This window comes from Bradyrhizobium sp. Unk1 (genome assembly GCF_059512345.1).
The window spans coordinates 131,844-155,946 of sequence record NZ_JCAMOP010000015.1 but is presented as its reverse complement, the minus strand read 5'-3'; the positions used below and the strand labels follow the sequence as shown (position 1 = coordinate 155,946).

Annotated in this window: 26 protein-coding genes; 17 read left to right on the top strand and 9 right to left on the bottom strand. The window is 63.1% G+C overall.

All coding sequences use genetic code 11. From position 1 onward, the window contains the following. Positions 1-10 precede the first annotated feature (10 nt). The 8 genes from AC5ZFO_RS20980 to AC5ZFO_RS20945 are packed head-to-tail and all read left to right on the top strand — an operon-like array spanning position 11 to position 8,052. A complete protein-coding gene (locus AC5ZFO_RS20980; RefSeq protein WP_496122453.1) occupies positions 11-1,933 on the top strand; it encodes a hypothetical protein in 1,923 nt (640 codons plus the stop codon). After that, positions 1,930-3,540 carry a hypothetical protein gene (locus AC5ZFO_RS20975; RefSeq protein ID WP_496122452.1) on the top strand — a complete coding sequence of 537 codons (1,611 nt, stop codon included), beginning with the start codon at positions 1,930-1,932 and terminating at the stop codon, positions 3,538-3,540. The genes AC5ZFO_RS20980 and AC5ZFO_RS20975 overlap by 4 nt, the downstream gene beginning before the upstream one ends. Before the next feature lie 33 nt (positions 3,541-3,573). Next, entirely contained in the window at positions 3,574-4,545 is a 972-nt protein-coding gene (locus tag AC5ZFO_RS20970) for a hypothetical protein (protein ID WP_496122451.1), read from the top strand. A gap of 7 nt (positions 4,546-4,552) precedes the next feature. Next, complete coding sequence (locus AC5ZFO_RS20965) at positions 4,553-4,894, top strand: hypothetical protein (protein WP_496122450.1); 342 nt, start codon at positions 4,553-4,555, stop codon at positions 4,892-4,894. Further along, positions 4,891-6,165 (top strand): hypothetical protein, encoded by a 1,275-nt coding sequence (locus AC5ZFO_RS20960; protein WP_496122449.1) that lies wholly within the window; start codon positions 4,891-4,893, stop codon positions 6,163-6,165. The genes AC5ZFO_RS20965 and AC5ZFO_RS20960 overlap by 4 nt, the downstream gene beginning before the upstream one ends. After that, positions 6,165-6,971: a hypothetical protein gene (locus tag AC5ZFO_RS20955; protein WP_496122448.1), complete on the top strand. Its 807-nt coding sequence runs from the start codon at positions 6,165-6,167 to the stop codon at positions 6,969-6,971. The genes AC5ZFO_RS20960 and AC5ZFO_RS20955 overlap by 1 nt, the downstream gene beginning before the upstream one ends. A gap of 26 nt (positions 6,972-6,997) precedes the next feature. Next, positions 6,998-7,825: a hypothetical protein gene (locus tag AC5ZFO_RS20950; protein WP_496122447.1), complete on the top strand. Its 828-nt coding sequence runs from the start codon at positions 6,998-7,000 to the stop codon at positions 7,823-7,825. Then, positions 7,825-8,052, top strand: a complete 228-nt coding sequence (locus AC5ZFO_RS20945) for a hypothetical protein (RefSeq protein WP_496122446.1) — start codon at positions 7,825-7,827, stop codon at positions 8,050-8,052. Before AC5ZFO_RS20950 ends, AC5ZFO_RS20945 begins: the two co-directional genes overlap by 1 nt. 83 nt (positions 8,053-8,135) lie before the next feature. Here AC5ZFO_RS20945 and AC5ZFO_RS20940 read toward each other — a convergent pair whose 3' ends face one another. Continuing rightward, entirely contained in the window at positions 8,136-8,684 is a 549-nt protein-coding gene (locus tag AC5ZFO_RS20940; RefSeq protein ID WP_496122445.1) for an ATP-dependent DNA ligase, read from the bottom strand. Positions 8,685-8,846: 162 nt separating this feature from the next. Here AC5ZFO_RS20940 and AC5ZFO_RS20935 point away from each other — a divergent pair, with 162 nt between their 5' ends. After that, positions 8,847-9,641, top strand: coding sequence for a hypothetical protein (locus tag AC5ZFO_RS20935; protein WP_496122444.1), 795 nt, complete (start codon positions 8,847-8,849; stop codon positions 9,639-9,641). After that, positions 9,638-9,943 (top strand): hypothetical protein, encoded by a 306-nt coding sequence (locus AC5ZFO_RS20930; protein ID WP_496122497.1) that lies wholly within the window; start codon positions 9,638-9,640, stop codon positions 9,941-9,943. Before AC5ZFO_RS20935 ends, AC5ZFO_RS20930 begins: the two co-directional genes overlap by 4 nt. Here AC5ZFO_RS20930 and AC5ZFO_RS20925 read toward each other — a convergent pair. The 4 genes from AC5ZFO_RS20925 to AC5ZFO_RS20910 form a co-directional block, all read right to left on the bottom strand. After that, a complete protein-coding gene (locus AC5ZFO_RS20925) occupies positions 9,891-10,145 on the bottom strand; it encodes a DUF6894 family protein (protein ID WP_496122443.1) in 255 nt (84 codons plus the stop codon). The two genes, AC5ZFO_RS20930 and AC5ZFO_RS20925, sit on opposite strands and share 53 nt — an antisense overlap. A 64-nt stretch (positions 10,146-10,209) precedes the next feature. Then, positions 10,210-10,404, bottom strand: coding sequence for a hypothetical protein (locus AC5ZFO_RS20920; RefSeq protein WP_496122442.1), 195 nt, complete (start codon positions 10,402-10,404; stop codon positions 10,210-10,212). Between the two features lie 350 nt (positions 10,405-10,754). Beyond that, complete coding sequence (locus AC5ZFO_RS20915; protein ID WP_496122441.1) at positions 10,755-11,528, bottom strand: hypothetical protein; 774 nt, start codon at positions 11,526-11,528, stop codon at positions 10,755-10,757. 95 nt (positions 11,529-11,623) lie between these two features. Beyond that, on the bottom strand, positions 11,624-11,980 hold the full coding sequence (locus AC5ZFO_RS20910) for a helix-turn-helix domain-containing protein (RefSeq protein WP_496122495.1): 357 nt from the start codon (positions 11,978-11,980) through the stop codon (positions 11,624-11,626). A 286-nt stretch (positions 11,981-12,266) separates the two neighbouring features. On the opposite strand from AC5ZFO_RS20910, the gene AC5ZFO_RS20905 reads away from it, so the two are divergent. After that, positions 12,267-12,701 carry a hypothetical protein gene (locus AC5ZFO_RS20905; protein WP_496122440.1) on the top strand — a complete coding sequence of 145 codons (435 nt, stop codon included), beginning with the start codon at positions 12,267-12,269 and terminating at the stop codon, positions 12,699-12,701. A 200-nt stretch (positions 12,702-12,901) separates the two neighbouring features. Here the strand turns inward: AC5ZFO_RS20905 and AC5ZFO_RS20900 are convergent, their stop codons facing one another. From AC5ZFO_RS20900 to AC5ZFO_RS20890, 3 genes are all read right to left on the bottom strand, one after another. Continuing rightward, the gene (locus AC5ZFO_RS20900) at positions 12,902-13,150 is read right to left on the bottom strand and encodes a hypothetical protein (protein ID WP_496122439.1); all 249 of its coding nucleotides are present in this window, start codon (positions 13,148-13,150) and stop codon (positions 12,902-12,904) included. A 2-nt stretch (positions 13,151-13,152) separates the two neighbouring features. Then, positions 13,153-13,485 carry a hypothetical protein gene (locus tag AC5ZFO_RS20895; protein WP_496122438.1) on the bottom strand — a complete coding sequence of 111 codons (333 nt, stop codon included), beginning with the start codon at positions 13,483-13,485 and terminating at the stop codon, positions 13,153-13,155. A 198-nt stretch (positions 13,486-13,683) separates the two neighbouring features. Then, on the bottom strand, positions 13,684-15,057 hold the full coding sequence (locus tag AC5ZFO_RS20890) for a tyrosine-type recombinase/integrase (protein ID WP_496122437.1): 1,374 nt from the start codon (positions 15,055-15,057) through the stop codon (positions 13,684-13,686). 363 nt (positions 15,058-15,420) lie between these two features. Between AC5ZFO_RS20890 and surE the strand changes: the two genes are divergently transcribed. After that, a complete protein-coding gene (surE, locus tag AC5ZFO_RS20885; RefSeq protein ID WP_496122436.1) occupies positions 15,421-16,194 on the top strand; it encodes a 5'/3'-nucleotidase SurE in 774 nt (257 codons plus the stop codon). Between the two features lie 3 nt (positions 16,195-16,197). On the opposite strand, the gene AC5ZFO_RS20880 is transcribed toward surE, so the two are convergent. Next, a complete protein-coding gene (locus AC5ZFO_RS20880) occupies positions 16,198-16,569 on the bottom strand; it encodes a response regulator (RefSeq protein ID WP_282518990.1) in 372 nt (123 codons plus the stop codon). A 237-nt stretch (positions 16,570-16,806) separates the two neighbouring features. Between AC5ZFO_RS20880 and AC5ZFO_RS20875 the strand changes: the two genes are divergently transcribed. The 5 genes from AC5ZFO_RS20875 (at position 16,807) to AC5ZFO_RS20855 (ending at position 24,016) form a co-directional block, all read left to right on the top strand. After that, entirely contained in the window at positions 16,807-17,457 is a 651-nt protein-coding gene (locus AC5ZFO_RS20875) for a protein-L-isoaspartate(D-aspartate) O-methyltransferase (RefSeq protein ID WP_282518991.1), read from the top strand. A 108-nt stretch (positions 17,458-17,565) separates the two neighbouring features. After that, the gene (locus AC5ZFO_RS20870) at positions 17,566-18,945 is read left to right on the top strand and encodes a peptidoglycan DD-metalloendopeptidase family protein (protein ID WP_496122435.1); all 1,380 of its coding nucleotides are present in this window, start codon (positions 17,566-17,568) and stop codon (positions 18,943-18,945) included. Between the two features lie 394 nt (positions 18,946-19,339). After that, positions 19,340-20,335 carry a formylglycine-generating enzyme family protein gene (locus tag AC5ZFO_RS20865; protein WP_282518993.1) on the top strand — a complete coding sequence of 332 codons (996 nt, stop codon included), beginning with the start codon at positions 19,340-19,342 and terminating at the stop codon, positions 20,333-20,335. A gap of 120 nt (positions 20,336-20,455) precedes the next feature. Next, positions 20,456-22,126, top strand: a complete 1,671-nt coding sequence (locus AC5ZFO_RS20860) for an arylsulfatase (protein ID WP_282519572.1) — start codon at positions 20,456-20,458, stop codon at positions 22,124-22,126. A gap of 240 nt (positions 22,127-22,366) precedes the next feature. Next, the gene (locus AC5ZFO_RS20855; protein ID WP_282519573.1) at positions 22,367-24,016 is read left to right on the top strand and encodes an arylsulfatase; all 1,650 of its coding nucleotides are present in this window, start codon (positions 22,367-22,369) and stop codon (positions 24,014-24,016) included. The last annotated feature ends 87 nt before the right edge of the window (positions 24,017-24,103 follow it).

Genomic DNA, 24,103 nt, shown 5'->3' with positions numbered 1-24,103 from the left:
GGATCAAGCGATGCCGATCAATCCTTCCCGCTACGACATGCCGGGCTCCTTCATTGGCGAGATCGACTGGTCGCCGCTGGCCAAGATCGGCCAGATCATCAAGGACCAGCGCGATCAGGACGAGGCGGCCCAGCTCATCGCGCGGCTCTATGGTGGCCAGTCCTATGGCAGTCAGGCGGCGCAGCCGTCGCCCGTGATGCGTCGTCCGGCCCAGGCGGCTGCGCCAGCTCCTGCCGCTGCACCGCCGCCCCGGTTCACCTCTGCCGAATTGGCGCTGCCTCCGCTGCTGACGCCCTCCCAGCGCATCGCGCAAGGGTTCGAGCAGTTCGGTGGAGTTGCGCGACCGGCACCGTCGCCGACGCTGGCGGCGAACGAGGTGTCGCCGCTCGACACCGCGCCCTGGCCGCAAGGCCCGGTTGGCGCGCCGCCGATGGCGGCGAACGCACCGTCGCCCCTGGACACCGCCCAGTGGCCGCAGGGGCCTGTGGGGGCGCCGACGCAGCTCGCCGCACCGGACGAGCCATCGCCGCTCGACACCGCGCGCTGGCCCCAGGGGCCGGTCGGCGCACCGGCCAGCGCGATGGCGCAGGCCGACCCGATGGCGCGCTATGCACGGGCGACCTCGGCTATCGAGAGCGGCAGTCCGCAGGGCAATTATCGCTTGGTCGGTCCTGCGACCAGGACCGGCGACCGCGCGCTTGGGCGCTATCAGGTGATGTCGTCGAACGTCCGCGACTGGACGCGGAAATATTTCGGCCAGGAGCTGGGCCCGCGTGAATTCCTGCTGAACGATGAGGCGCAGGACGCGGTCTATCGCGGCAGGTTCGGCGAATACGTCCAGAAGTACGGCCCAACCGGCGCGGCGAAGGCGTGGTTCGCAGGCGAGCGCGGCATGAACAATCCGAACGCGCGCGACGGCCTCGGCACCACGGTCTCGTCCTATGCGGATCGCTTCAACCGCAATCTGGGTCTGCCGCCCGAGATCACGGTGGGCACCTCTCAGCCTGATGCTGAGCCGTCTCAGCCGTCCCAGGCGCTCGCCTTCAACGAGGTGCGCAATCAGGCGGTCGACAGCCTCGTCAGCGATGCGCCTGCGCAAGAGTCCGGCATCGGCGCGGAGCAGCTGCAGGCGCTCTATCGCAACCCGCTGACCCGGCCGCTCGCGGTCGGCCTGCTGCAGAAGCAGCTCGACCCCGGCACCTACAGCTTTCAGGTTGTCGGCGACAATCTGGTGCGAGTGAACAGCCGCACCGGCCGCGCCGAAGTGATGATGCGCGACATCAAGAACGACTACGAAATCCAGAAGCTCAAGGACGACAACGGTAACGAGCGGCTGGTGCGCGTCAGGAAGCAGGGGCCTGAGGGTCCGATCGACAGCGGCGCCAACGACACGGGCGGCGGCAACTACGGCAAGCTCCCGACCGACCATCGCTGGAAAGACCCGAACGACAAGTCGAAGGGCGTCGAGCCGATCCCCGGCAGCAACGCCGACAAGGTCGGCGACGAGATCGCCGCGCGCGTCGGCCTCGCAAAATCCTTCATGAGCACGCTGCCGCAGTTCAGGCAACGCATCGAGCGTGGCGACGTCGGCATCGAGAACACGACCAACCACGCCCAGGCAATTGCGGGTGTCGGCACCCCCGGCGAGACCAAGCGCATGATGGATGCCGGAGCCGAAGCGCTGATCCGCATGCTGACCGGCGCGGGCATGAGCAAGGAAGAGGCGGTGCAGAACGCGGAGCAGTATCGCCTGCGCGCCAAGGACACCACGTTCACCATCAAGTCGAAGGTGGATGCACTGGAGCGCCACCTCAATCACATCGGCGAGGTGCTCGGCAGGAGCCGGGGCGGCGTCAACCTGCTCGCACCGCCAGGAGCGCCTGACCGCTCAGCCGTCGAGGCCGAGCTGCGCAAGCGGGGAGCGATCAAGTGACCGATCTCTCTGGACTATCCACGGAGCAGCTGCTCGCGCTCTACAATCAGCAATCGAGCCCGCCGCCGTCGACGGCCGCGCTGACGCCGCCTGCGCAACTGACGCCCGAACAGTTGCTGGCCTTGGCACGGCGGCAGCAGGGCGATCAGCCGCTGTCGTGGTCGGACGTCCCCGGTCAGATGCTCCAGAACCTGCCGACGAGCGCCTACCAGTTTGGCGCGGACATGCTGCAGCCGATCCTCCATCCCATCGACACGCTCAGCAACGTCGGCGATGCCGGTCACGGGCTCGCCCAGAAGCTCGGCGTCGCGTCCGGCACCGACGACATCGAGAAGGCCGATGCGGTCGGACGGTTCTTCGCCGACCGCTACGGCAGCATGGAGGGCTTCAAACGGGCGCTGGCCACCGATCCCGTCGGCGTGGCGGGCGACCTCTCCGCGGTGCTCTCTGGCGGCTCTGCGGCCCTGGCGCGCGCGCCCGGCGTGCTCGGCAAGGCGGGCAGGGTGGCGGGCGCGGTGGCTCACGCTGTCGATCCCCTGACGCTGCCGACCGCGGCGGGCGGGCTCGGCCTGCGCACCGCCGCCGGTCTCTCGACCGGCGTCGGTGGTGACGTGATCAATTCGGCGCGCTTGGCCGCGAAGGACAGCCGCGAGGGTTCAATCGCGGTGCGCGACTATATGCGCGGCAACGCGCCCCTGGAGGAGGTCGTCTCCGACGCGCATTCGGCGCTCGACCAGATGCGCCAGACCAAGCAGGCGGCTTACCGCCAGGACATGCGGGCGCTGGCGCGCGACAAGACCATCCTGTCGTGGAACGACGTCGATACCGCGATTAACGACATGGCCCAGGTCGCCACCTTCAAAGGCCAGCCGATCTCGCGCTCGACCGAGGCGGTGCGCAACAGGATCGTCAATGAGATCGGCAAGTGGAAGAACCTGCGGGCCAGCGAATACTGGACACCCGAAGGCTTCGATGCGCTGAAAAAATCCATCGGCGACATCGCCAACGACATCCCCTACGAGAACAAGGCGGCGCGGCTGGTGGCGAAGCAGGCCTATGACGCGGTGAAGAAAAGCATCGTCAAGCAGGCCCCCGGCTACGCCGACGCGATGCAGGCCTATGAGCGCGCTTCGAACGCGATGCGTGAGCTGCAAACCACGTTCTCGCTCAACCCCGACAAGCCTATCGACACCGCGTTGCGCAAGCTGACCTCGGCGATGCGCAACAATGTCAACACCAACTTCGGCCGACGCACGGAGCTGCTGCGTCAGCTGCAAGACGCAGGCGCGCCGCAGCTCATGAACAAGATCACCGGGGCCTCGCTCAACTCCTGGGAGCCGCGCGGCGTGGCGCGCATCATGGCAGGGGGAGCCGGTCTGGGGCAGCTCGGCGCCGCGATCATGAGCGGTGGCCTTGCTCCGCTGCTGACCCTCCCTGCGCAGCTCGCGGCCTCGTCGCCCCGCGTGATGGGCGAGGTCGCGCGCGGCATCGGCGCCGGGCAGCGCTACGCAGGGTACGCACACCCGCGCGCACTCGCGGAGGGCTCGCGTCAGGCCGGGCGCGACGAGCGAGAACGCCTCTACGTTTCACCAAATCGAGATCAGTAACCCGCCTCCGGCGGGTTTTTGTTGGGGCTCCTGATGGCAGGCACCATCCCGCTTTCATTGACGCAGCAGTTCGACGAGTTCGGCAAACCGCTGTCTGGTGCGCTGCTCTACATCATTCAGGCGGGCACGGTGAGCACGCCGCAGCAGCCCTATCAGGATGCGGCGCTGACCATCCTGCAGCCGAACCCGATCCAGCTGGACGCGGCTGGCCGGGTGCCGCAGTTCTTCCTGGCGGACGGCTACATCAAGGTGCGGCTCGACGACAAGTTCGGCGTCACCCAGCTCGCGCGCGACGGCGTCCTCGTGATCGGCCCCAGCGCGGGCGGCGGCGGTGGCGTCGATCCGACGACACTGATCCAGACCGGCGCGATCCAGCCGTTCTACGGCGTCGGCGTGCTCGCCGGTTTCGTCCGCATGAACGGGCGCAGCATCGGCTCGGCCACGTCCGGCGCCTCGGAGCGCGCCAACGCGGACTGTCAGGCACTGTTCAATTTCCTCTGGAACGTTGACGAAAATCTTCCCGTTGCGCCGTCGCGCGGTGCGTCGTCGGCGGCGGACTGGGCGGCGAACAAGATCATTGGTCTGCCGGACTTTCGCGGCTGCGCGATCAGCGGTCTCGGCGACATGGGCAACACCGATGCGGGGCGCTTAACCTCAACCTATTTTGGTGCAAATCCCGGTGTGCTCGGCGCCATCGGCGGCGGCGAGAGTATCGTCATGACCACCGCGCAGATGCCCGCGCATTTTCATAGCGCAGGCATTTATGACCCCACGCACGGGCATCCCGCTTTCGGCGCCGCCGTAACCACAAACACCTTTCAGACCGGCACCGCTCCCAATCCCTGCACTTACTCCCCTAATCAAACCATTGGCATTGGCGCGGCTGCAACAGGCGTTCGTGTCAATAGCTCGAACGGCCTTGACACCACCTACACTGCGGGCGGCGGCGCGGCATTCCGCACCCTCGGCCCGCGCAAGCTCTGCACGCTCTACATCAAGCTGTGAGGCCGCAATGTACACCGGATACTTCGCGACGGCCTCCAATCGCAGCGACTGGTCCGAAGCAATCGTCCTGACCGACGCTGAGAGCGGCGACGTGATCGACATTACCGGGTGCCGGGTGACGCTGAGCGTTGCCGACTACAGCGGCTGCGTGCGGCTCAAGGCCTCGACCGACGACGGCTCGATCACGCTGCCCGATGTCGGCACGTTCCAGTGGGACTTCGACGAGACCGCGATGGGCGGGCTGTGCGCCGGGGTCTACCACGTCGGCGTCCGCATCTCGCAAGACGACCGCACCGTGCAGCTCGTGATCGGCAACGTCAACGTGATGGAAGGCATCGACGCACAATGACCGACGCAATCCGCCTCAAGGTCTTGCCGAAGTTTCCGTCGAAGCTGACCGGGCGCGCTGGCATCGATGTCACGAAGAGCGGCGGCGAGTATTTCCTCGATCTCGACTTCAACGACTTCCCGGTCATTGGCACGGTCCCGGCTGGCACCACCTATGCGCTGATCTTCAACCCCGCGACGGGGCAATATGCACAGTTGCCGATTGCGCTGTTGGGCGGCGGTGGCGGCGGCGGAATTCCCGACGCGCCCAACAATGGCGTGCAATACGGTCGGCAAAGCCTCACCTGGACGCCGGTTCCTGCCCCCGATTTATCAACCACTGTCAGAATTGTAGGCAACGACAATGTGATTGGCGGGCGAACCGCTGGCGCGGCATTCACCACCGCCACGCAGAACGTCGCCATCGGTGCGGAGGCTGGCGTAGCCTTCACGAGCGATGTTGGACATACGCTTGTCGGCTATCAGGCCGGAAAGTCGCTCAATGGCGCCGCCTCGACATGGAACACGCTGATTGGTCACATTGCCGGTAGGTTGCTCACGACCGGGCAAAGCAACGTCTCGCTTGGTCGTGCCTCAATGGCCTACGATACTGACGGCGGATACAATGTGGCTATCGGTCACGCCGCATATTTCATGGGCCTTCACAGCCAAGGCGTGATCGCGATTGGCGACACAGCGGCTGGTGCGGACACGGCGGGCACTGCAAATTGGGGTGGTACGGGCCTGACCTATTTCGGTTCGATCAGTGACGTGAGTTGTTCCTACATCGGTAGGAACACCGGCAAATCAACGGCGACCGCGCGCACCAATGCTCACGCCATCGGGACGCTTGCGCGCATTCCCAACCGCGACAACGTGATGGTGTTAGGACACGGGCTTGGTGCCGTGACCGCAGCGGGCCGGGTCTATGACGGTTGGGCGCGAGCCGATGTCACGTCAACGGCGGCGATGACAATCACGGCGGCAAGTTTGCTGGCGGGCATGGTTATTCGTGCTGGTGGAATAACCGGCGCGGTCAACGATACCACCGACACGGCGGCTAATCTTGTGTTGAACGGTCCCGGCCATAACGCGGAATTGCCGTGCAGCGTCGAAATCAGTTTCGGCAATGTCACCAATTTTGCTGTGACCCTTGTCAGTGGGGCCGGTGTTTCGCTGAGTTCACTTGGGCTCGGTGGCACCGTGGCTTCGGGCGCGTTGGCAAAATTCCGTATCTGTTTCCTGAACGTCACGGCTGGCAGCGAGTCCGTGTTCATCTATCGGGTGGGATGATGAGCGTTCCGTTTCTCAGCGTCAAACCGCGCGCCATCAAACTGAAAGTGTCACCGCGATTTCCTGCGCGGCTGATTGGCCGCGCCGGTATCGATGTCACCAAGAGCACGGGCGACTATTATCTCGATCTCGACTATGCCGACTTCCCGGTCATCGGCAGCGTGCCAGCTGGCGCCACCTACGCCCTGATCTTCAATCCCGCGAGCGGGCAATATGCGCAACTGCCGATCTCGCTGCTTGGCGGCGGCGTACCGGAAGCACCCATCGACGGCTCCACTTATGGCCGGAAAAATGCGGCGTGGATCGCTGTGCCTGGCGCCGGGGCCGCAATCATCATCTCCGACACGCCGCCCGTTGGGGCGCCCGACAATGCGCTCTGGTGGGAAAGCGACACTGGCAATTTGTACGTTCGTTATAACGACGGCAACACGACGCAGTGGGTGTCGGCCACCCCCGGAGTCGACAATACGTCGTGGTTGCAGACAAGTCCGGTCGTCACCGCATCCAGTGGCGCATTCACGTCGGCCACATGCACCTTCCGCTACAAGCTGATTGGCAAATCGTGCCTGTTTTCGTTTCAGGTCGCGATGCCGAACGCGGGCACGGCAGGCGGCAATACCCAGTTCAACATGCCAGTGACGCCGCCCAACGTGAATGCCGGTGGCGGCAAGGAAATTCAGGCGGTTGGCTTTCAGGTCAACTGGCAGACGCTCGGCGCGCAAATGATCATCGCAAAGTACGACAACACCACCATCATCGGCAGCGGGCGAACTGTCGCCGCGTCCGGTGTTTTTGAAGTGGCTTAAACGAAACAGAGGACGAGGGACAACCGATGGCGGCCTTTGATTTTCCCTCCTCGCCAACGCTGGGCCAAACTTACACGCCGAGTGGCGGCCCGACCTATACGTGGGATGGCGAGAAGTGGGTGATCGGTGCTTCGCCCGGTTTTGTGCCGGGCCATATCCCCGGCGAGCCGTCGAACGGTGCTGCCGGTCCCGGCGAAGTCGGCGAGCTGTTCAGCACGGCGTCGCTGGGCAACACCGCAGGTGTCGCGATTTCAATCGGCTCGCCCGGCGTGATCACGTGGACGGCACACGGGCTCACCGCGCAATTGAACAACCTCACGCCGATGAATTTTGTGACGACGGGGGCGCTGCCGACCGGGCTGGTGGTGGGCAGCACCTATTACGTGATCGGATCAACCATCACGACGAATACTTTTCAGGTGGCGTCAAGTCTCTCGAACGCGGTGGCCGGGGTCGCGGTCGCGACCAGCGGCACACAATCCGGTACGCATAACGCTTATAACAACACCGCGCTGGCGAACGGCGCGGTAAAGGACGTGTCCGGCCTCTATCTTCCGGCCGGCGATTTTGACGTGTCCGGCTCCACGCAATTTGCGCCGATCAGCGGCACGGTCACGACCTCGTTCAACGGCCAATGGTTCGCTCTCGTCTCGGCGACATTCACCCCGCTGATGCGTAATGGCTATGCGTCCTACAATGGGCCGGGCATCGTCGGCTACAGCGCCAATTACACCTCGGGCGCGATGCCGATCAGCCTCGCCGCGCCGACGCTGATTTACTTCTCCGCATTGTCCAATTTTTCCGGCGGTCAATATTCCGTCTATGCCTACCTTCGCGCGCGGCGGGCCCGGTGATGCGGCCAAGTATCCTGCTGGCGCTGGTGCTGCTGCATGGGCCGGAGGGGCAGGATGTCATCGTCAATCCGTTGCTCGTCACCACCCTGCGTGCGGCGGCGGGCGACGCCAACAAGCACATCACCGACAAAGCGCGCTGCCTGATCAACACCGCGGACGGCAAGTTCGTCGCCGTGATCGAAACCTGCGAGGAGACGCGCAGGCTGATTGATGGGCGCGGATCCTGATCCTGCTGTTCGACACCGGGATGCCGCGCCTGAGATAGCTCGCCTTCGAAACCAAAGTGCCCCCGGCTCGCGAGAGCCGGGGGCTATTTTCGTTTTGGAACGACGTGATCTTGGACCCGGTGAAAGGCGGGATGCTGTCGGTTCTTCATCTTGATCCAGTGATCGCAGCGTCCGGCGCGGTACACCCGCTCGCGATGCTTCGACACCATACCCTCAAGACCGAGACGACAGGCATGCTTAAATAGATCAGCGCCGATCTCGCCTTCCTCGAACGGTGCGGCGAAGATGCCCTCTGAGCGGCGCGCCAGCAGTCGCGCGAGATGCGGCTTGCGAAGCTTCAGCGGCAAGCCCCGGTAGTCGTTTCCGTCGCCCGCAAGCATGTCGAAGGCGTAGAGCTGGACCTCGTCGTCGTGCTTGCCGGAGTGCTGCGCGTCCCAGTCGGGGATGCCGGTATTGGTCAGCACCACAGCTTCGCCATCGACGACGAAATGCTTCTGCCGGTTCTTCAGCGCCGCCTCGACGATGAGCGGGTACCGTTTCGTCCAGTCGTGTCCGTTCCGGGTGAACAGCCGCACCCGGTCGTTCTCCCGCACCACGATGAGGCGGTAGCCGTCGTACTTGACCTCGTGCATCCAGTCGGGGCCGGTCGGAACCTCGGTCCCCATCACAGGCAGGGCGGGCTCAAAGGGTTTTGACATATCAGCGCAGATTGGAACGGGCAGGGAGGATGTCGAGTCTTGACGGGCTGGCGGCCAGCGGCTGGAATGCGCCCTCGGTCTTCGCGGAGATGAGTTATGCGTTCCTCGCCGTCGATTGCTCCAAGGGTGGAGCGGGACATCTACATGGTGCTCGATGACTACGGCCAGCCGCTCGGCCGGGCGTGGCCCGAGATGGACGAGGAGCACACTGAACGCGAGACCCTGCTGCGCCACCTGATGGAGGGCCAGTACCACAACCCGGTCAGGATCGTCAGCTTCAACCCCGGCGCGGGCTGGGCGCAGGACGCCTCGGAGGAAATCGCGGACGCGCTGCGCCAGCGCTGTGCCGGGGGCGACGAGGTCCGCCGTCGCTGGAAGCGTTCCTCGACCGCCACGGGCCCGTCGCCGCGATCCAGCTTTCGCTGTTGTGAGACAGGTTCGCTAACGCCGCCCATGACGACCCTCACCCGACGCCGCAGCGAAAACGATCACGACGAAACGTGGCACATCTATTGGGGCGACGTCCGCGTCGGCACCATTGGCGTGCGGGCTGGCGTGCCGACCCATGGCGACCGGTGGGGCTGGAGCGTCGGGTTCTATCCCGGCATGGAACCAGGCGCGGCGCGATCCGGCTCGGCCGAAACATTCGACGAGGCCCGCGCCGCGTTTGAGGGCGAGTGGCAGCAGCTGGAGCCGACGCTCAGCGAGGACAGTTTCGAGACGTGGCGGCGCAGTCGCGATTTCCACGCATGGAAGGACCGTATGTGGGCGGAGAAGTTCCGGATGCCGACGCAGAACGAGAACGGCTGGTCCAAGTGCTTCTGCGGCGAGCCGATCCCGGTTGCCTGCGAGACACATATCCACAGCACCCACCGGGGCATCGGCGCATGAAGCATGTGGAAGGACGACCCTACGCCGACCCGGAAGCCGCCGCGCGCAAGCTGATCGAGCTGGCCGCCTCCATCGAGGCCGTCCAAGACGGGCGCATCCACATCGAGAAGATCAATGCGCCGTTCCTCTATACGCTCAAGGGCAGCGGTGCGGAGTTGGAGCTGGCATCAATTACGCCATCAAGAAGGGCTGGCTCGAACTGCACGAGAGCGGCACCTATGTGCGGCTTCTCGGGCAGGGTGACGCCTTTCAGTAAACGGTGCGACCTTGGCCGCTGGTCGGGGCAACCACTTCAATCGTAGCAAGCACGGACATGAGGGGGGTGTGCTTCGTTCTCACGGTTACGCAAAATGTGTCCGCCAATCCCGAAGGGCTGTGATCCCGTATGCTTTCGGCTAAGTATCGCATAGCGGCATCACGCGCGGCTGCAAGATCAGGAAGCTCTTCCCCGACATCATCGAGGATAAAGCCAGCTAGGTCTTGATAATCGAAATAAATGCGCATGCCGGGGCAACGTCACCGAGGTTTTGGCGTTCCTATCGAAGCCCCGAAAAGCGGGCAGTCCGGTTCAGAGCCATAGCCACGCGAAGAACGTTGTGATGATGGCCCAGCCTATGAGCTTTTCAGCGAGCACCTGCGCATAGCGGAAGTCGCTCGCGCCGTAGGCATCGAGGTCGAGCTGGCGCATGGCTTCCAAGAAATAGCCGCCGCTCACGAGGACAAAGAGCACTGCCATCATGACGCGGTAGGTCTGGTCGCTCATGGCTGCAACTCCTCGGGCTTGGTGCCGGTGTTAAGCATCAGGTTGACCAGCAGGGCGATGTGGCGCGGTACCGGCAGCTCGCCGCTCACGGCCCAGACCTACACCGTCAGCCATGTAGATCAATGCCCATGTCATTCGGCATCGACGAACACAGTGTTCGTCATCAACGAACGCGCGCGTGGACCAAATCGGAGGACGGTCAAGCGACGTTTCGCGAGCTGATCAAAGGGACGCGAGTAACAACGCCAAGGGAGCAGTCAAACATCAGGATCGAAACCGGGACCACGCGGGGCTGGGGGGCGTGCGTGGTCCCGGTCGATCACTCCGCGTCTTGCCACGCGGAGCAATGTCTAGGCCGCTTGGCTTTCGCCGCGCAGGAGGGGTGGCCGACCGCGGCGGCGCGGTGCTGCATCCTTCTTCGCGGCCTGCTCTGCAGCCTCCCTGGCGGCCTTCTGCGCGGTCTTCCAGTGGACCTTCTTCGCGGGCTTTGCCGCCGGCGGTTTCAGCCGCGCCTGTCCACGGTAAACCTCGATCAGATCATGTTGCTTCAGATATTGCAGCTTGAGCTTGATCTGCTCCGGCTTCAGCCCGGTGTCGCGCGGCAGCGTGTCTATCGTGATCCAGCGATCCTCCGACAGGTACTCCACCAGCTTGACGCTGCGCGACGATGGCGGCGGCGGCACCTTCGTCTCTGGCTTGGGAACGTGGACCGCGACGGCGTCGCGCACGGTGGCGGAAATCTTGGTGAGCCGCAACACCAGCTCGGTGAGGTCGCAGACCTCGGCGCGCAGGGACTTGAGCTGGTCTGGCACCGACAGGATGTCCGGTGGCGGCAGCGCCAGCGCCTTGTCGAGCTGCTGGACTTTCTGCGGCCTCTTCTCGTGCTGCATTTTCAGTGTGACATTGTCGGCGCGGAGCAGCCTGCGCACATCAGCGCGCGTGTTCATGCGTGAGCGCCAGTCGCTGGTGGTCTTGGCGACCACGATGGTTCGGACCTCCTTTTCCGGCACCACCCGCCATGTGATCTCAATGTGGCCGCCGTTGGTATCGCGCAAGTGCCCCTTGATGCCGTGTGCCTTCAGCTCGTTCAGTGCGATCTCTGTCAACTCGTTATGGTAGGCCATGTTGCTTCCTCGGTGCCGCGATTGTTTTTATGCGTTGCCCTGTTGTTCGGGCTGACCTTCGAACAGCTTATGCACGATGCTCAGGATTGAGCCGGTTAGTCCCCGGCAATCAGCCCAGCGATCAGGTGGCGAACCGCACGGACCTGACCAAGGCTCAGCTGCTGGAAGTCTCGGGCGAGCTTGTAGGTGTCGATGTCGATCCCTTCAAAGCTCTGCTTGTCCTGCCAGCCCATCAGATGATGCGGCGAGGTGGAGAGGCGGCTTGCGATATCGGCGAGGCGGCTCGCGGCGACCCGGTTCACGCCTTTCTCGTATTTCTGCACCTGCTGGAAGCTGACGCCGAGAACCTCGCCCAGCTCTTCTTGGGAGAGATTGCGCTGGACCCGGATCAGCCGAATCCGCCGCCCGATCTCGCCGTCCATCTCATTGGCGGATCGCGTCCGCCGCTTCATTGCCTTCTTCACCACGGTAGTCACTCCAATCAATTTTCTTTTTGTTGCGCCCAGGTTCAAAGCCACGATATTGCGACTCCTCTGTACGCCTGCAAGTTGGCGTACAAATTGCGTCTGAATTGTGGAACGGAACTCTATTGTCTTTCGCATTAATTAGCAAAATGAGCATGATCCCCGCGAGTTTTCACCAAGGTACATGTCGAAATCCGACATGGGAATTTTTGGCAACATGGGAGAAAAAAATGCGCTCTAGCACCGCGAGTACGAAATAGTTACGGAGACGAAAGTGGCGCTTTCAGTGGAGCGGCGGCGCAACATTGCCGCGGTAATTTCGCGCATGATGGTGACGTGCTTCCTGGCGATGCAGCGCCAGTATGGTGACAAGCATCTCGGCGCCTCGGCGCTCACGCTGATCATCGACATGATGATCCGCGCCAACGATGCCGAGGGCAAGCGCTCCACCATCATCGGCATTGCGCGCCAGCTTGATATGGCACGCTCCAGCGTGCGCCCCTCGATCCTTGAGCTACTGGAGCAGGGCATTATCAAGCGCAATGGCGAGGACGGCTTCACCGTCGACGACGACTACATGCGGACCCGTATCGACCCCGAGCGCGTGGCCGACATCCCGCTCTCGATCATCGCGGCGGGGGACGATCTGAAGCGTTTGCTCGGAGACGATCTGAGGCGGCTGCTCGGCTACGGCAAGCGGCAAAAATGAAAGCCCACCATGCGGCGGGCTTCCGGGCATTGTAGGGATCGTATCCCTGCAAACTCTGACAGCGATGTTAGGGCGTGTACTAAATGAGACGCTTGATCTTGGTCGCGCCTAATGTCCGCTTCTTCTTCAACAGCGGCACAAAATCGGGCGTCGCCGAAGGTCGCCGAAGGGCCAATGACAGACGCCGCCCACTGAGGACCTTACCCTGGAGCGATACTGTAAACGTCGCCGGGTTCGAGGTTGAGTTCCTCGAACATCCTTTGCTGCTTTTCCGTGAGGATCGCTGGTACTACTTCCGCCGTCCAACCTTCAGGAACTGCGGCGAGGACCAGCGTCAACGCCTGATTGGGCTTGGCCAAGGCTAGCCACATCTGCTTGGTTGGCTGCGGCGCGTCGTCCGAGGTCACCTCAATGATAGTGAACGAATTGCCAAACGACTCTGCCATCATCGCTAATCCGGCGGCGTGTTGAGAGTTGCAATTACTAACTGTGACGAGGAAGTCGAACGGGACCAGGCAATCAACTTATAGGTGGGCACCCAAGCGGAGTTCCACGATTCCATTGTAGCGCCGCAAACCGAGCACTTGAAGCTGGCGATCTGCCTGGCCGGGAACTCCCGGCTGCCAACCGGATTGAGCAGGATCGCCGCAAATGACTTCACTTTGAGGTCCAGAGCCGACGAAGTCGCATCCGTTTTAGCTCCGATCACGAAGGGCACTGCGAGAACAGCCATGGCAATGCGAGAAGAAATAAAGCGAGTGCTACGTGCTGCGACACCCGGCATGTCGCAGCAGCTCTACTCAACACTGCTGGTGTTAGGCGAGCTCCTAAGCAACGCACTCGACAGAATCGATGAACTCGAGAAGAAAGCCAACAGTCAAACGGCAGATAAGCGCTGATCGAGCAAGCTCTCGGCGACTCTTCCTGCTCTGAAATGTAACCCTAGCTCTTTAACATGCCGCTTCCATTTCTTAAACTTGGGTCAGGCGGCCAGCTGCTTGAGCGGGGCGGGCAGCGCCTCCTCCCGGCCCTTCAGGCCAAGTATCTCACGTAACGCGGTATCGAGGTCATTCAGCGCGTTGACGCGCGGGTCCACCGGGCGCGCGATAATCTGCACCGGGACAAGGTAACGCTCGCGCGTGACAGGCGCGGCGTCCTTGTCCGCCGTCTTGTGCGTCATCACCTTGCCAATCGTCTTGTCGTCGTAACCCAGCTGCTCAAGGATGCAGGCGGCGGTGCGACGCAGATCGTGTGGCGTGACGTCATTCAGGCGAAGATATTCGCAGATGCCTTCGGTGCCGTTGCGGTCGGTCGTCCGGCGCGACATCAGCTTGCCAAGCGATTGCTGCGTCATGTGGCTGGCGTTGCGCCTGTGCGGGTTGCCCGGGAAGGCGTACTGGCGCTCGGGGTCGCCAATCGAAAACACCTCGCCCATGATCTCGCGTGCCAGGCTGTTGAGCGGCTGCGTCACCGGGCGCGCCTTCTTCGAGCGGCGGCTCTTGACGATACGCAACGGCAGCGTGACGCTGTCGGCGGCGATGTTCTCGCGCTCGATCTTCACGCACTCGCCCGTGCGCAGCAGCGTGACCAGCGACAGCTTCAGCGCCAGCTTGCTGAGCCGGTCGCCGGGACACGCCTTGCGATCAAGCCCGAACCAGAAGGTACGCAATTCCTCGGCGTTGAGCACGCGCCCGTCCTCGATGTCGCCCTTTTCGACCGCGATCTCGTCCTCCAGTTGCTTGCCGCATGGGTTGGCGGGGAGGTACTTGCGGTCGTCGTGCATGCACCAGTTGAAGAAGGTGGTGAGGGCACCCCGCACGCTGTTGGCCTGCGCCGGTTTCCCCTCGGTGACGAAGCTTCGGTACAATTCCCTGATATCGGCGCTGCTGATCTCGGTGAGGGCGCTGTTGGCCCACCAGCTGAGCGGGCGGGTGAAGGCGTACTTGATGCTCGTGTGCCACGTCTCCTTGCGCGGCACCCGACCCCAGCGCCGGTCAACCAGCTCGGAGCAGTAGTCTTCAAATTGGTCGAAGGCCTGCTGGAAGGTCGTGCCCTCGGCGCGGGCTTGCTGCACCGCAACCTGACGCGTCAGCCGGATGCTCGTGCCGCTCGCTGCCAGCCCGGCGAGGCGGGTGGCCTCGGTGCGGGCCCGTGCGGGGGTCCATTCGGGGTATGCGCCGATCACATGCCAGTCCCGCTTGCCGGTCTTGGCGTTGAGGTGCTGGTAATAGAAGGTGAAGACCCCGTTCGGCGTGGTGCGGAGCGCGAAGCCCTTTTGGCCCTTCGGGCCGCCGTCGCTGTAGGTCTTGCGCTCAGTCCCGGCGACGAGATGCTTTTCGGTGATGAAGACAGGCATGTGATCCCCTTGGCGGTGTCGTCCTTGGGACCGCCAATGACGACGGTCGGGACGAGGTGGTGGTTAGCCCCGGGCTAACCGGGTTGATCCGTCGTCATCATTGGTAAGCCGAATGACGACGGTCGGATGAGGTGGCGGTGATTGGCCCGTCGTAGTTGCGTCTACGTGACCCGGCTCGTGAATGTTGCATTTCCATTCGCTCGGCGAGTAACGACGGGCCGGATCGTTTTTCGAGTTTTGCGAAGGTTAACCCGGGCTAACCGGACGTAGAAAAAGGCCGAATTGGCGGTGACAAATGAGACCGAAGCCTGTAACGAAAGAGCCTGTTTTGGAAGGCTTTCTCGTTTTTCTCTAATGGTCTCAATGTCCTATCGTATCCTCTGCACCAATGACGACGGCATTCACGCCCCCGGCCTCAAGGTCGTGGAGGAGATCGCACGTGCATTGTCCGACGACGTCTGGGTCGTGGCGCCCGAACTCGACCAGTCCGGCGTGTCGCATTCGCTCTCGCTGAACGATCCGCTGCGCCTGCGCGAGGTCGGACGAAACCACTTCGCGGTGCGCGGCACGCCGACCGACTGCGTCATCATGGGCGCGCGCCATATCCTCGGCACCAAGCCACCGGACCTCGTACTGTCCGGCGTCAACAAGGGCCGCAACGTCGCCGAGGACGTGGTCTATTCCGGCACCATCGCCGGCGCGCTGGAGGGCACCATCCTGGGGCTGCCGTCTTTCGCCCTGTCGCAGGAGTTCAGCGTCGAGACGCGCGAGCACCCGCTTTGGGACACCGCGCTCAAATTCGGACCCGACATCCTGCGCAAGGTGATCGCCGCCGGCATCCCGAAGGACACCGTCATCAACGTCAATTTCCCGGCCTGTACGCCGGAAGAGGTGCTCGGCATTCGCGTCACGCGCCAGGGCAAGCGCAATCTCGGCTTCCTCAGGATCGACGAGCGCAGGGACGGCCGCAACAATCCCTATTTCTGGATCGGCTTCGAGCGTGCCGCGATGATGGATACGCCTGCCGAAGGCACCGATCTGGCGGCGCTGCGCGAGCGTTATGTCTCCGTTACGCCGCTCCGGCTCGACCGCACCAATGAGGCGTTTTCCGAAGCGCTGAGCGCGACGCTGAAGTAATCGCTAGCCGCCGCGAAGGGCGGCTTCGATGGTCTTGCTGAGCGCGTCGAGCTGGAACGGCTTCTGCAGCGCCGGCCGGTCGCGGTACTGCTCGGGCAGACCGGAGGAGCCGTAGCCGGTGGCGAAGATGAACGGGCACCCCTTCGCCTTGATGACATCGGCGACCGGAGAGATGACCTTGCCGTTGACGTTGACGTCGAGGATGGCGATGTCGAACTCGGTCGCCTGGGCGAGCCGCAGGGCCTCGGTGATATCGCCGGCCTCGGCAGCCACCTGGTAGCCGAGCTCTTCGAGCATATCCGCGACCATCATCCTGATCATCACCTCGTCCTCGACGAGGAATACGGAGCGGCCCGAAGGCCCGGTCGCGGTCATAGTCGTTGAGTCCTTGCCCATTTGCGGAAAACGTTCGCAGATAACGCGAATCGACGCAATGCGCGTTTCGGCGAGCGGACACCTGAAAATGGTCTTTGCAGCCAACCCGTTGCAAGCCGATTTATGGTCCAATACCGCGCCCGAAAGGCTATCATGGGTTCCTGGGTAGGAACAGGATTCCCGCCCCGGGTCTTAACGAGACAAGTGGCCCCGGACCCGACGAAACGATAAGCAGCAATGACCTCCGATCAGCACCCGCCGGAAAAGATGATGTTTCAGCTCTCGCTGAGGCGCCGCGGCATCAGCGATCAGGCGGTGCTGCGGACCATGGAGGAGGTGCCGCGCGATCTGTTCGTCGAGGAGACCGATCGCGACGCCGCCTATCGTGACAGCGCGCTGCCGATCGCCTGCGGGCAGACCATCAGCCAACCCTTCGTCGTCGCCTACATGACCGAGCAGCTCCAGCTCCAGAAGAAGCACCGCGTGCTCGAGATTGGCGCCGGCTCGGGCTATCAGGCCGCCGTGCTGTCGCGGCTCGCGGGCCAGGTGCTGACCGTCGAGCGCTACCGCAAGCTTGCGGAGGCGGCACGCGCCCGGCTTGAAAAGCTCGGCTGTCACAATGTCGAGGTGATGCTCGGCGACGGCCTCAACCTGCCGGCCAATATCGGCCCGTTCGACCGCATCATCGTGACCGCCGCGATCGAGCAGCTTCCGGAGAACCTGGTCGAGCGGTTGGAGGTCGGCGGCATCCTGATCGCGCCCATCGGCCCGCACCATGGTGTGCAGACGCTGGTCCGTCTCAGCCGGACCGAAGCCGGGATCGAGCGCAAGGAACTCGTCGAGGTCCGCTTCGTGCCGGCGCTGCCCGGGGTGGCGCGGGAACTCTAGATTTCCGGATCGGCTGTGCTGCCAACATCTTATGGGAGGGTTAAGCCGTTATTTACTCGCGACGTGTTTACTTAAAAGATCAGTTCTGTTGCGTACGAGTGAGTAACCATGTCTGTTGTCGCCGAGTTGCTTTACTCGCGCCGCGTGCCGCAGGTTGCGGTCTTGGCGCTGATCTCGTTCAGCTTTGCAGGGTGCAGCGCCGACATGCAGTCGCGGCTGTCCCAGTCGAACTTCTCCAACCCCTTCTCGTCTGATCAGACCGGTACGGTGCAGCAGGCGCCGCCGCAGCAGCGTGAGCTGCCGCAATATTCGCGGCCGCAGACGCAGCCCGGTTATTATCAGTCGCAGCCCTTGCCGCCGCCGGCGGTCTCCGCGCCGCAATCCTATCCCGTTGCGGGAGGTGGTGGCGTGTCCGGAGGCGGCCGTGGCGTCAGCTCCTACGCGCCCCCGGCGCAGCCGCATCTGGAGACCACGGCCACCGTGCCGCCGCGCTCGGTCGCCGCCGCCCAGCCGGCCGGCGGGACCAAAATCATCGTCGGCACCAGCGACACGCTCGACGTGCTCGCCAAGCGCTATCGCGTCACGCCGCAGGCGATCCTCGCCGCCAACGGCTACAAGGGCCCGCGCGCGCTCTCGCCCGGTCAGCAACTGATCATCCCGCATCCGGCCACAGCCGCTGCGCCCGCACCGGCGATGGCTCCTGTCGCGGCGGCTCCCGCGATGGCGCCTGCTGCGAAGCCGGTTGCAGTCGCAGCGCCGCCGAGCACGCACTTCGTCAATCACGGCGACACGCTCGCCAGCATTGCCCGCAAGAACCATATCTCGTCGGCTGAGCTTGCCCGTGCCAACGGCCTCGATCCGTCGGCCAAGCTCAAGCTCGGCACCAGGCTGACCGTACCCGGTGCCAAGACCGCTGCCCTTGCGGTGCCGGTTGCCGCTGCTCCCGTCGCCGGGACGCTGCAGCCCGTTGCGGTTGCTCCCGCACCCGCCACCAAGATGGCCGCTGTCGCCGCACCGGTGCAAAGCGCGCGTCTGGCCCAGGCCACGGCCAATGTCGAAGAGAAGGCCGCGGAGGCTCCGGCGAAAGCTGCGGAGACCACCAGCGCGCTGCCGACCTTCCGCTGGCCGGTGCGCGGCAAGGTGGTCACGACCTACGGCGCCAAGACCAATGGCAAGTCCAATGACGGCATCAATCTCGCGGTGCCCGAGGGGACGCCGGTCAAGGCGGCTGAAGACGGCGTCGTCGCCTATTCAGGCAACGAGCTCAAAGGTTACGGCAATCTGGTCCTGGTTCGGCACTCCAACGGCTACGTCACCGCATATGCCCATGCGAGTGAGCTGATGGTGAAGCGCGGCGATACCATCAAGCGCGGTCAGGTCATTGCCAAGTCGGGTCAATCCGGGGAGGTGGCGTCGCCGCAGCTCCACTTCGAGATCCGTAAGGGATCGAGCCCGGTTGACCCGCTTCAATTCCTGAACGGGGCGTGAGGCGCGGGCCCGGAGTAGGGCACGCGATCACCACGCGTATGCTGTCATCGCCCGCCTTGTGCGTATTGCGCACTGGAGCGGGCGATCCAGTATTTCAGAGGCGGCGGTCGCCAAGCCGAGAAACTGCCTCGAACCGTGGCGTACTGAGGCTTTTGTGTCCGGACAATCAATTATCGAAAAACAACCCCATGCAAAGTAGCCGATGGCTGCCGGTGGCATGTCCTAATGTTCTGAATCTGCTTCGGTTTCGATGGCGCAGCGGACATGGCAGCGCTTGCTGGCGACCCAGCGCCGTCGTGACCCGATCAGGACCCTTGATCTAGATCAACCAGGAAGTCTGGCGTTCCGTATCCGTAGCGGCGCAGGCCAATGACGCTCGGGTCCGGAGATCGGCATGAAGCTGGCTGATGCGAAATCGTCGCCTGATTCCGGACAATCGGTCCAGCATCCAGCAGGTGAGGGGATGCTGTACGTGCCAAACGGCACGTTTCGCATGGGTTCGGATCGGCACTATCCGGAGGAAGCGCCGGTCCACCGCGTCACCGTGGATGCGTTTTGGATGGATTGCCATCCAGTGACCAACCGGCAATTCAAGGCGTTCGCCAAAGCTACCGGCCACGTCACCGTTGCCGAGATCACGCCCGATCCAAAGGACTATCCGGGAATACTCCCGCACATGGTCTATGCGGGCTCGCTGATGTTCTCTCCGCCCGCTTATCCGGTCAGTCTCCGGGACTTCAGCCAGTGGTGGACCTTCGCCAAAGGCGCGGACTGGCGGCATCCCTACGGGCCGGGCAGCGACATCCGTGGGCTGGACGATCATCCCGTCGTGCATGTGGCCTTCAGCGATGCGCTCGCCTACGCAAAATGGGCCGGCAAGGATTTGCCAACCGAGGCGGAATGGGAATTCGCGGCGCGCGGCGGGCTGGACGGCGCCGAGTTCGCATGGGGGGATGAATTTGCGCCCGGGGGCCGTCACATGGCCAACACCTGGCAGGGCGAATTTCCACGCCAGAACACCAGGGACGACGGATACGAACGGACATCGCCGGTCACCGCATTTCCGCCGAACGGTTACGGGCTGCACGATCTGATCGGCAACGTCTGGGAATGGACGTCCGACTGGTACTCGCCTCGGCATGAGGCTGACGCAGCAAAAGCCTGCTGCATTCCAGAGAACCCGCGCGGCGGCCGCGAGGCCGATAGCTACGACCCCAGAACGACCAACGTCAAGATTCCACGCAAGGTCATCAAGGGCGGCTCGCATTTGTGCGCGCCGAACTACTGCCGACGCTACCGGCCGGCAGCGCGACACGCGGAGCCGGTCGACACATCCACGAGTCATCTTGGATTTCGGTGCATCAGGCGAGGAGCCTCTGACGCATCATAACGGGAGAGCGACGTCATGTTGAATTGCATATTCGATGACAAGCTGTCGACCGCAACGCCGCACAAGACGCCCAGTTGTCACAAGAGGTCCTGCGCCTCGCTGCTTGGCGCGACGATGTTGATGTCGCTGTCCGGAACAGCCAGCACTCCGGCGACCGCACAGCCGGCGCAAAAGCCCAACATCCTCTTCATCATGGGTGACGACATCGGCCTGTACCAGCCAAGCATCTACCATCGCGGATTGATGGTCGGGGAGACGCCCAACATCGATCGCATCGGCAATGAAGGCGCGATATTCACGCATTATTATGCCGAGCAGAGCTGCACGGCAGGGCGGAACGCTTTCTTCACCGGCATGCACCCGTTGCGCACCGGTATGATCCCCCCACAACTGCCCGGCAGTCCGTCCTATCTGCGGCCCGGCACCCCGGCGCTCGCCAAGTTCCTGCTCGATCTCGGCTACAACACCGGCGAGTTCGGCAAGAACCATCTCGGCGATCACACCGACGCGCTGCCGACCGCGCATGGCTTCCAGGAATACTGGGGCTATCTGTATCACCTCGATGCGATGCAGGGCGTGAGCTTCCCGGACATCAACAAGTCCCCCACCCAGCAGACAGTTGCCCCGCCATGCAAGAATACGCCGATCCCCGGCATCCCGGAGGTACCGGGCGCGGTCGATCCGAAAACGTCGGTTTGCCTGACGCCTCCGCGCAACGTCCTGTCGTGCAAGTCGGATGGCACATCCAGGACTCAGCAGTGTATCGACCAGGGCCCGCTGACGCTCGAGCGATCGAAGGGGGTCGACGAGGAAATCTCGGCCAAGGTCGTCGACTTCATCGATCGCAACGATCCGAAGACGACGGGTAAGCCGTTCTTCGTCTGGTACAACCCCGCGCGTATGCACATCACGACCGTGCTGAATGACAAGTACGCGGCCATGGTCGGCGAGCCCGGCGGCAAGGACTGGGGCCTCAACGAGGCCGGCATGAAGCAGCTCGACGATAACATCGGCGTGGTGCTGAAGAAGCTCCAGGACATGGGCCAGCTCGACAACACGATCGTGGTGTTCACGACCGACAACGGTGCCGAAACCATCACCTTCCCGGACGGCGGCACAACTCCGTTCAAGGGCGGCAAGCTGAGCACCTGGGAAGGCGGCATGCGCGCTCCGGCGCTCGTTCGCTGGCCCGGGGTTATCAAGCCCGGCACCATCAAGAACGACATCTTCGCTTCGCTCGACTGGCTGCCGACGTTTGTCAACATCGCGGGCGGCGCAAAGGGAGATGCGCTGAAGAAGCGCATCGAGGCCGGCCAATATCCCGGCATCGTGAAGACGACGCTCGATGGCGTCGATCAGACCGAATACCTCTCCGGGCGTTCGGAAACGTCGGCGCGCGATACCTTCTTCTACTATTCGGGCAAGGACCCGTCGGCCGTCCGCTACAAGAACTGGAAGATCTACTTTACGATGGTCTCCGACGCGCCGCAGGGCTTCATTGCCGGCGCGCTTCCCTATCACTGGGCCCAGGTCGTCAATATCAAGCGAGACCCGTTCGAGACCTCCATTGGTTCACAATTCAAGACACTCATAGGCGTGGGCGGCTCAATCGGCAATCCTTCCACAGCCTACATCTATGACTGGAACATGCTGCCCATCGGGCAGGCGCTGTGGCTGAAGGAACTCGAGAGCTATATTGCTTACCCACCGCTGCAGGACCCGGCGAGCTACAACCTCGATCAGGTGCTGCAACAGGTCAAGCAGGCCAAAGTTGCCGGTCGCAGCGACTAGCTGCGTGAGACGAACGGGATCTGACGAAGCGGGCGCCCCACGACGGGGGCGCCCGCCAACGGAATTGCGAGCAAAGTGATAACGGCCCGCGCGGGCCGGTCGGCACCTCCACAAGCCATTTCGGCTTCCGATGCATCAAGCGAACAGAACAAATTGCATCACAACGGAGAGGAGCACGTCATGAGTAACAAGCTTCCGCCAGAAGAATCCCACGACGTTGCGCCGCAATCGGGCGGCGGAATGAAACGCCGCGATCTGCTGCTGAGCGGCAGTTCGCTTGTGGCCGCTTCGGCACTCACCGCGGTCGGGCTAACAAGTTCTGCGCATGCGCAGCAACCAACGCCGTCACCCGCGCCAGCCGGGCAGCGGCCGAACATCGTCTTCATCATGGGTGACGACATCGGCATGTGGAATATCGGCGCTTATCACCGCGGCCTGATGGCCGGCCGGACGCCCAATCTCGACAAGCTCGCCGCCGAAGGCATGCTGTTCACCGATTACTATGCCGAGGCGAGCTGCACGGCAGGTCGCGCCAACTTCATCACCGGTGAATTGCCAATCCGCACCGGCATGACCACTGTCGGCCAGGCCGGCGCTGCCATCGGCATACCCGCGCAGGCCGTGACCATCGCCACGGCGTTGAAAGGAATGGGTTACGCCACCGGCCAGTTTGGCAAGAATCACCTCGGCGACAAGAATGAATTCTTGCCGACAGTGCACGGCTTCGACGAGTTCTTCGGTTACCTCTATCACCTCGACGCAATGGAAGACCCCGCGCACCCAAACTACCCGCAGGATCTGCTGAACGTCGTCGGTCCACGCAACATGCTTCATACTTATGCGACCAACGTGGATGACCCCACGGTGGACCCGCGTTGGGGCAAGGTTGGAAAGCAGAAGATCGAGGATGCTGGAACGCTCTATCCCAAGCGAATGGAGACCGTGGACGACGAAATCCGCGACCTGGCGATCAAGTTCATCGAGAAGGCCAAGGCCGACAACAAGCCGTTCTTCCTGTGGCTCAATCCAACCCGGATGCACATCGTAACGCATCTTTCACCAAAGTACGAGGCGACGCGCAACTCCAAGAACGGCTGGTCGATACATGAAGCCGGCATGGCGCAGCTCGATGACGACATCGGCATCGTGATGCAGAAGCTCAAGGATATGGGTGTGGACGACAACACCATCGTGGTCTTCACCACCGACAACGGCACCGAGGTCTTCACGTGGCCCGACGGCGGACAGACGCCTTTTGCGCAGAGCAAAGGCACCGTCATGGAAGGTGGCTTCCGCGTCCCCTGCATGATCCGTTGGCCGGGCAAGGTGCCGGCCGGCAAGGTCGAGAACGGCATCATTTCCGGCCTGGACTGGTTTCCCACCTTCCTGGCGGCGGCCGGCAACCCGAACATTGCAGAGGAGCTGAAGAAGGGCAAACAGATCGGTGACACGACCTATAAGTGCTATCTGGACGGCTATAACCAGATCGACATGATTACCGGCAAGGGGCCGTCGAACCGGCACGAAATCTTTTACTTCGGAGAGAGCGAACTCGGGGCCGTGCGCATCGACGACTTCAAGTATCGTTTCATCGACCAGCCTAGAGGCTGGCTCGGTGAAAAAACCAAGGCTGACGTGCCCTACTTGACGAACCTTCGCCTCGATCCGTTCGAGCGCACGGGCTGGCCCGATAGCGGGTCGAAAGAGGGCGCGCAGCAATACTTCGACTGGTTCAAATACGAATTCTGGCGCTTTGTGTTTGTTCAGCAGCAGGTCGAAAAGCTGGCGATGACAGCGATCGAGTTTCCGCCGATGCAAAAGGGCGCGAGCTTCAACCTCGATGCCGTGAAGGCGAAAATCGAGGCGGCCCGGGCGGCAGTGAGTAGGTAGTCGCCAGGGCTTCGACTGATTTATGGCGGGCGCGCCGAATTTCCGTGCGCCCGCTGGGCAATGGAAAGGCGTCGACCATGAAGCCGA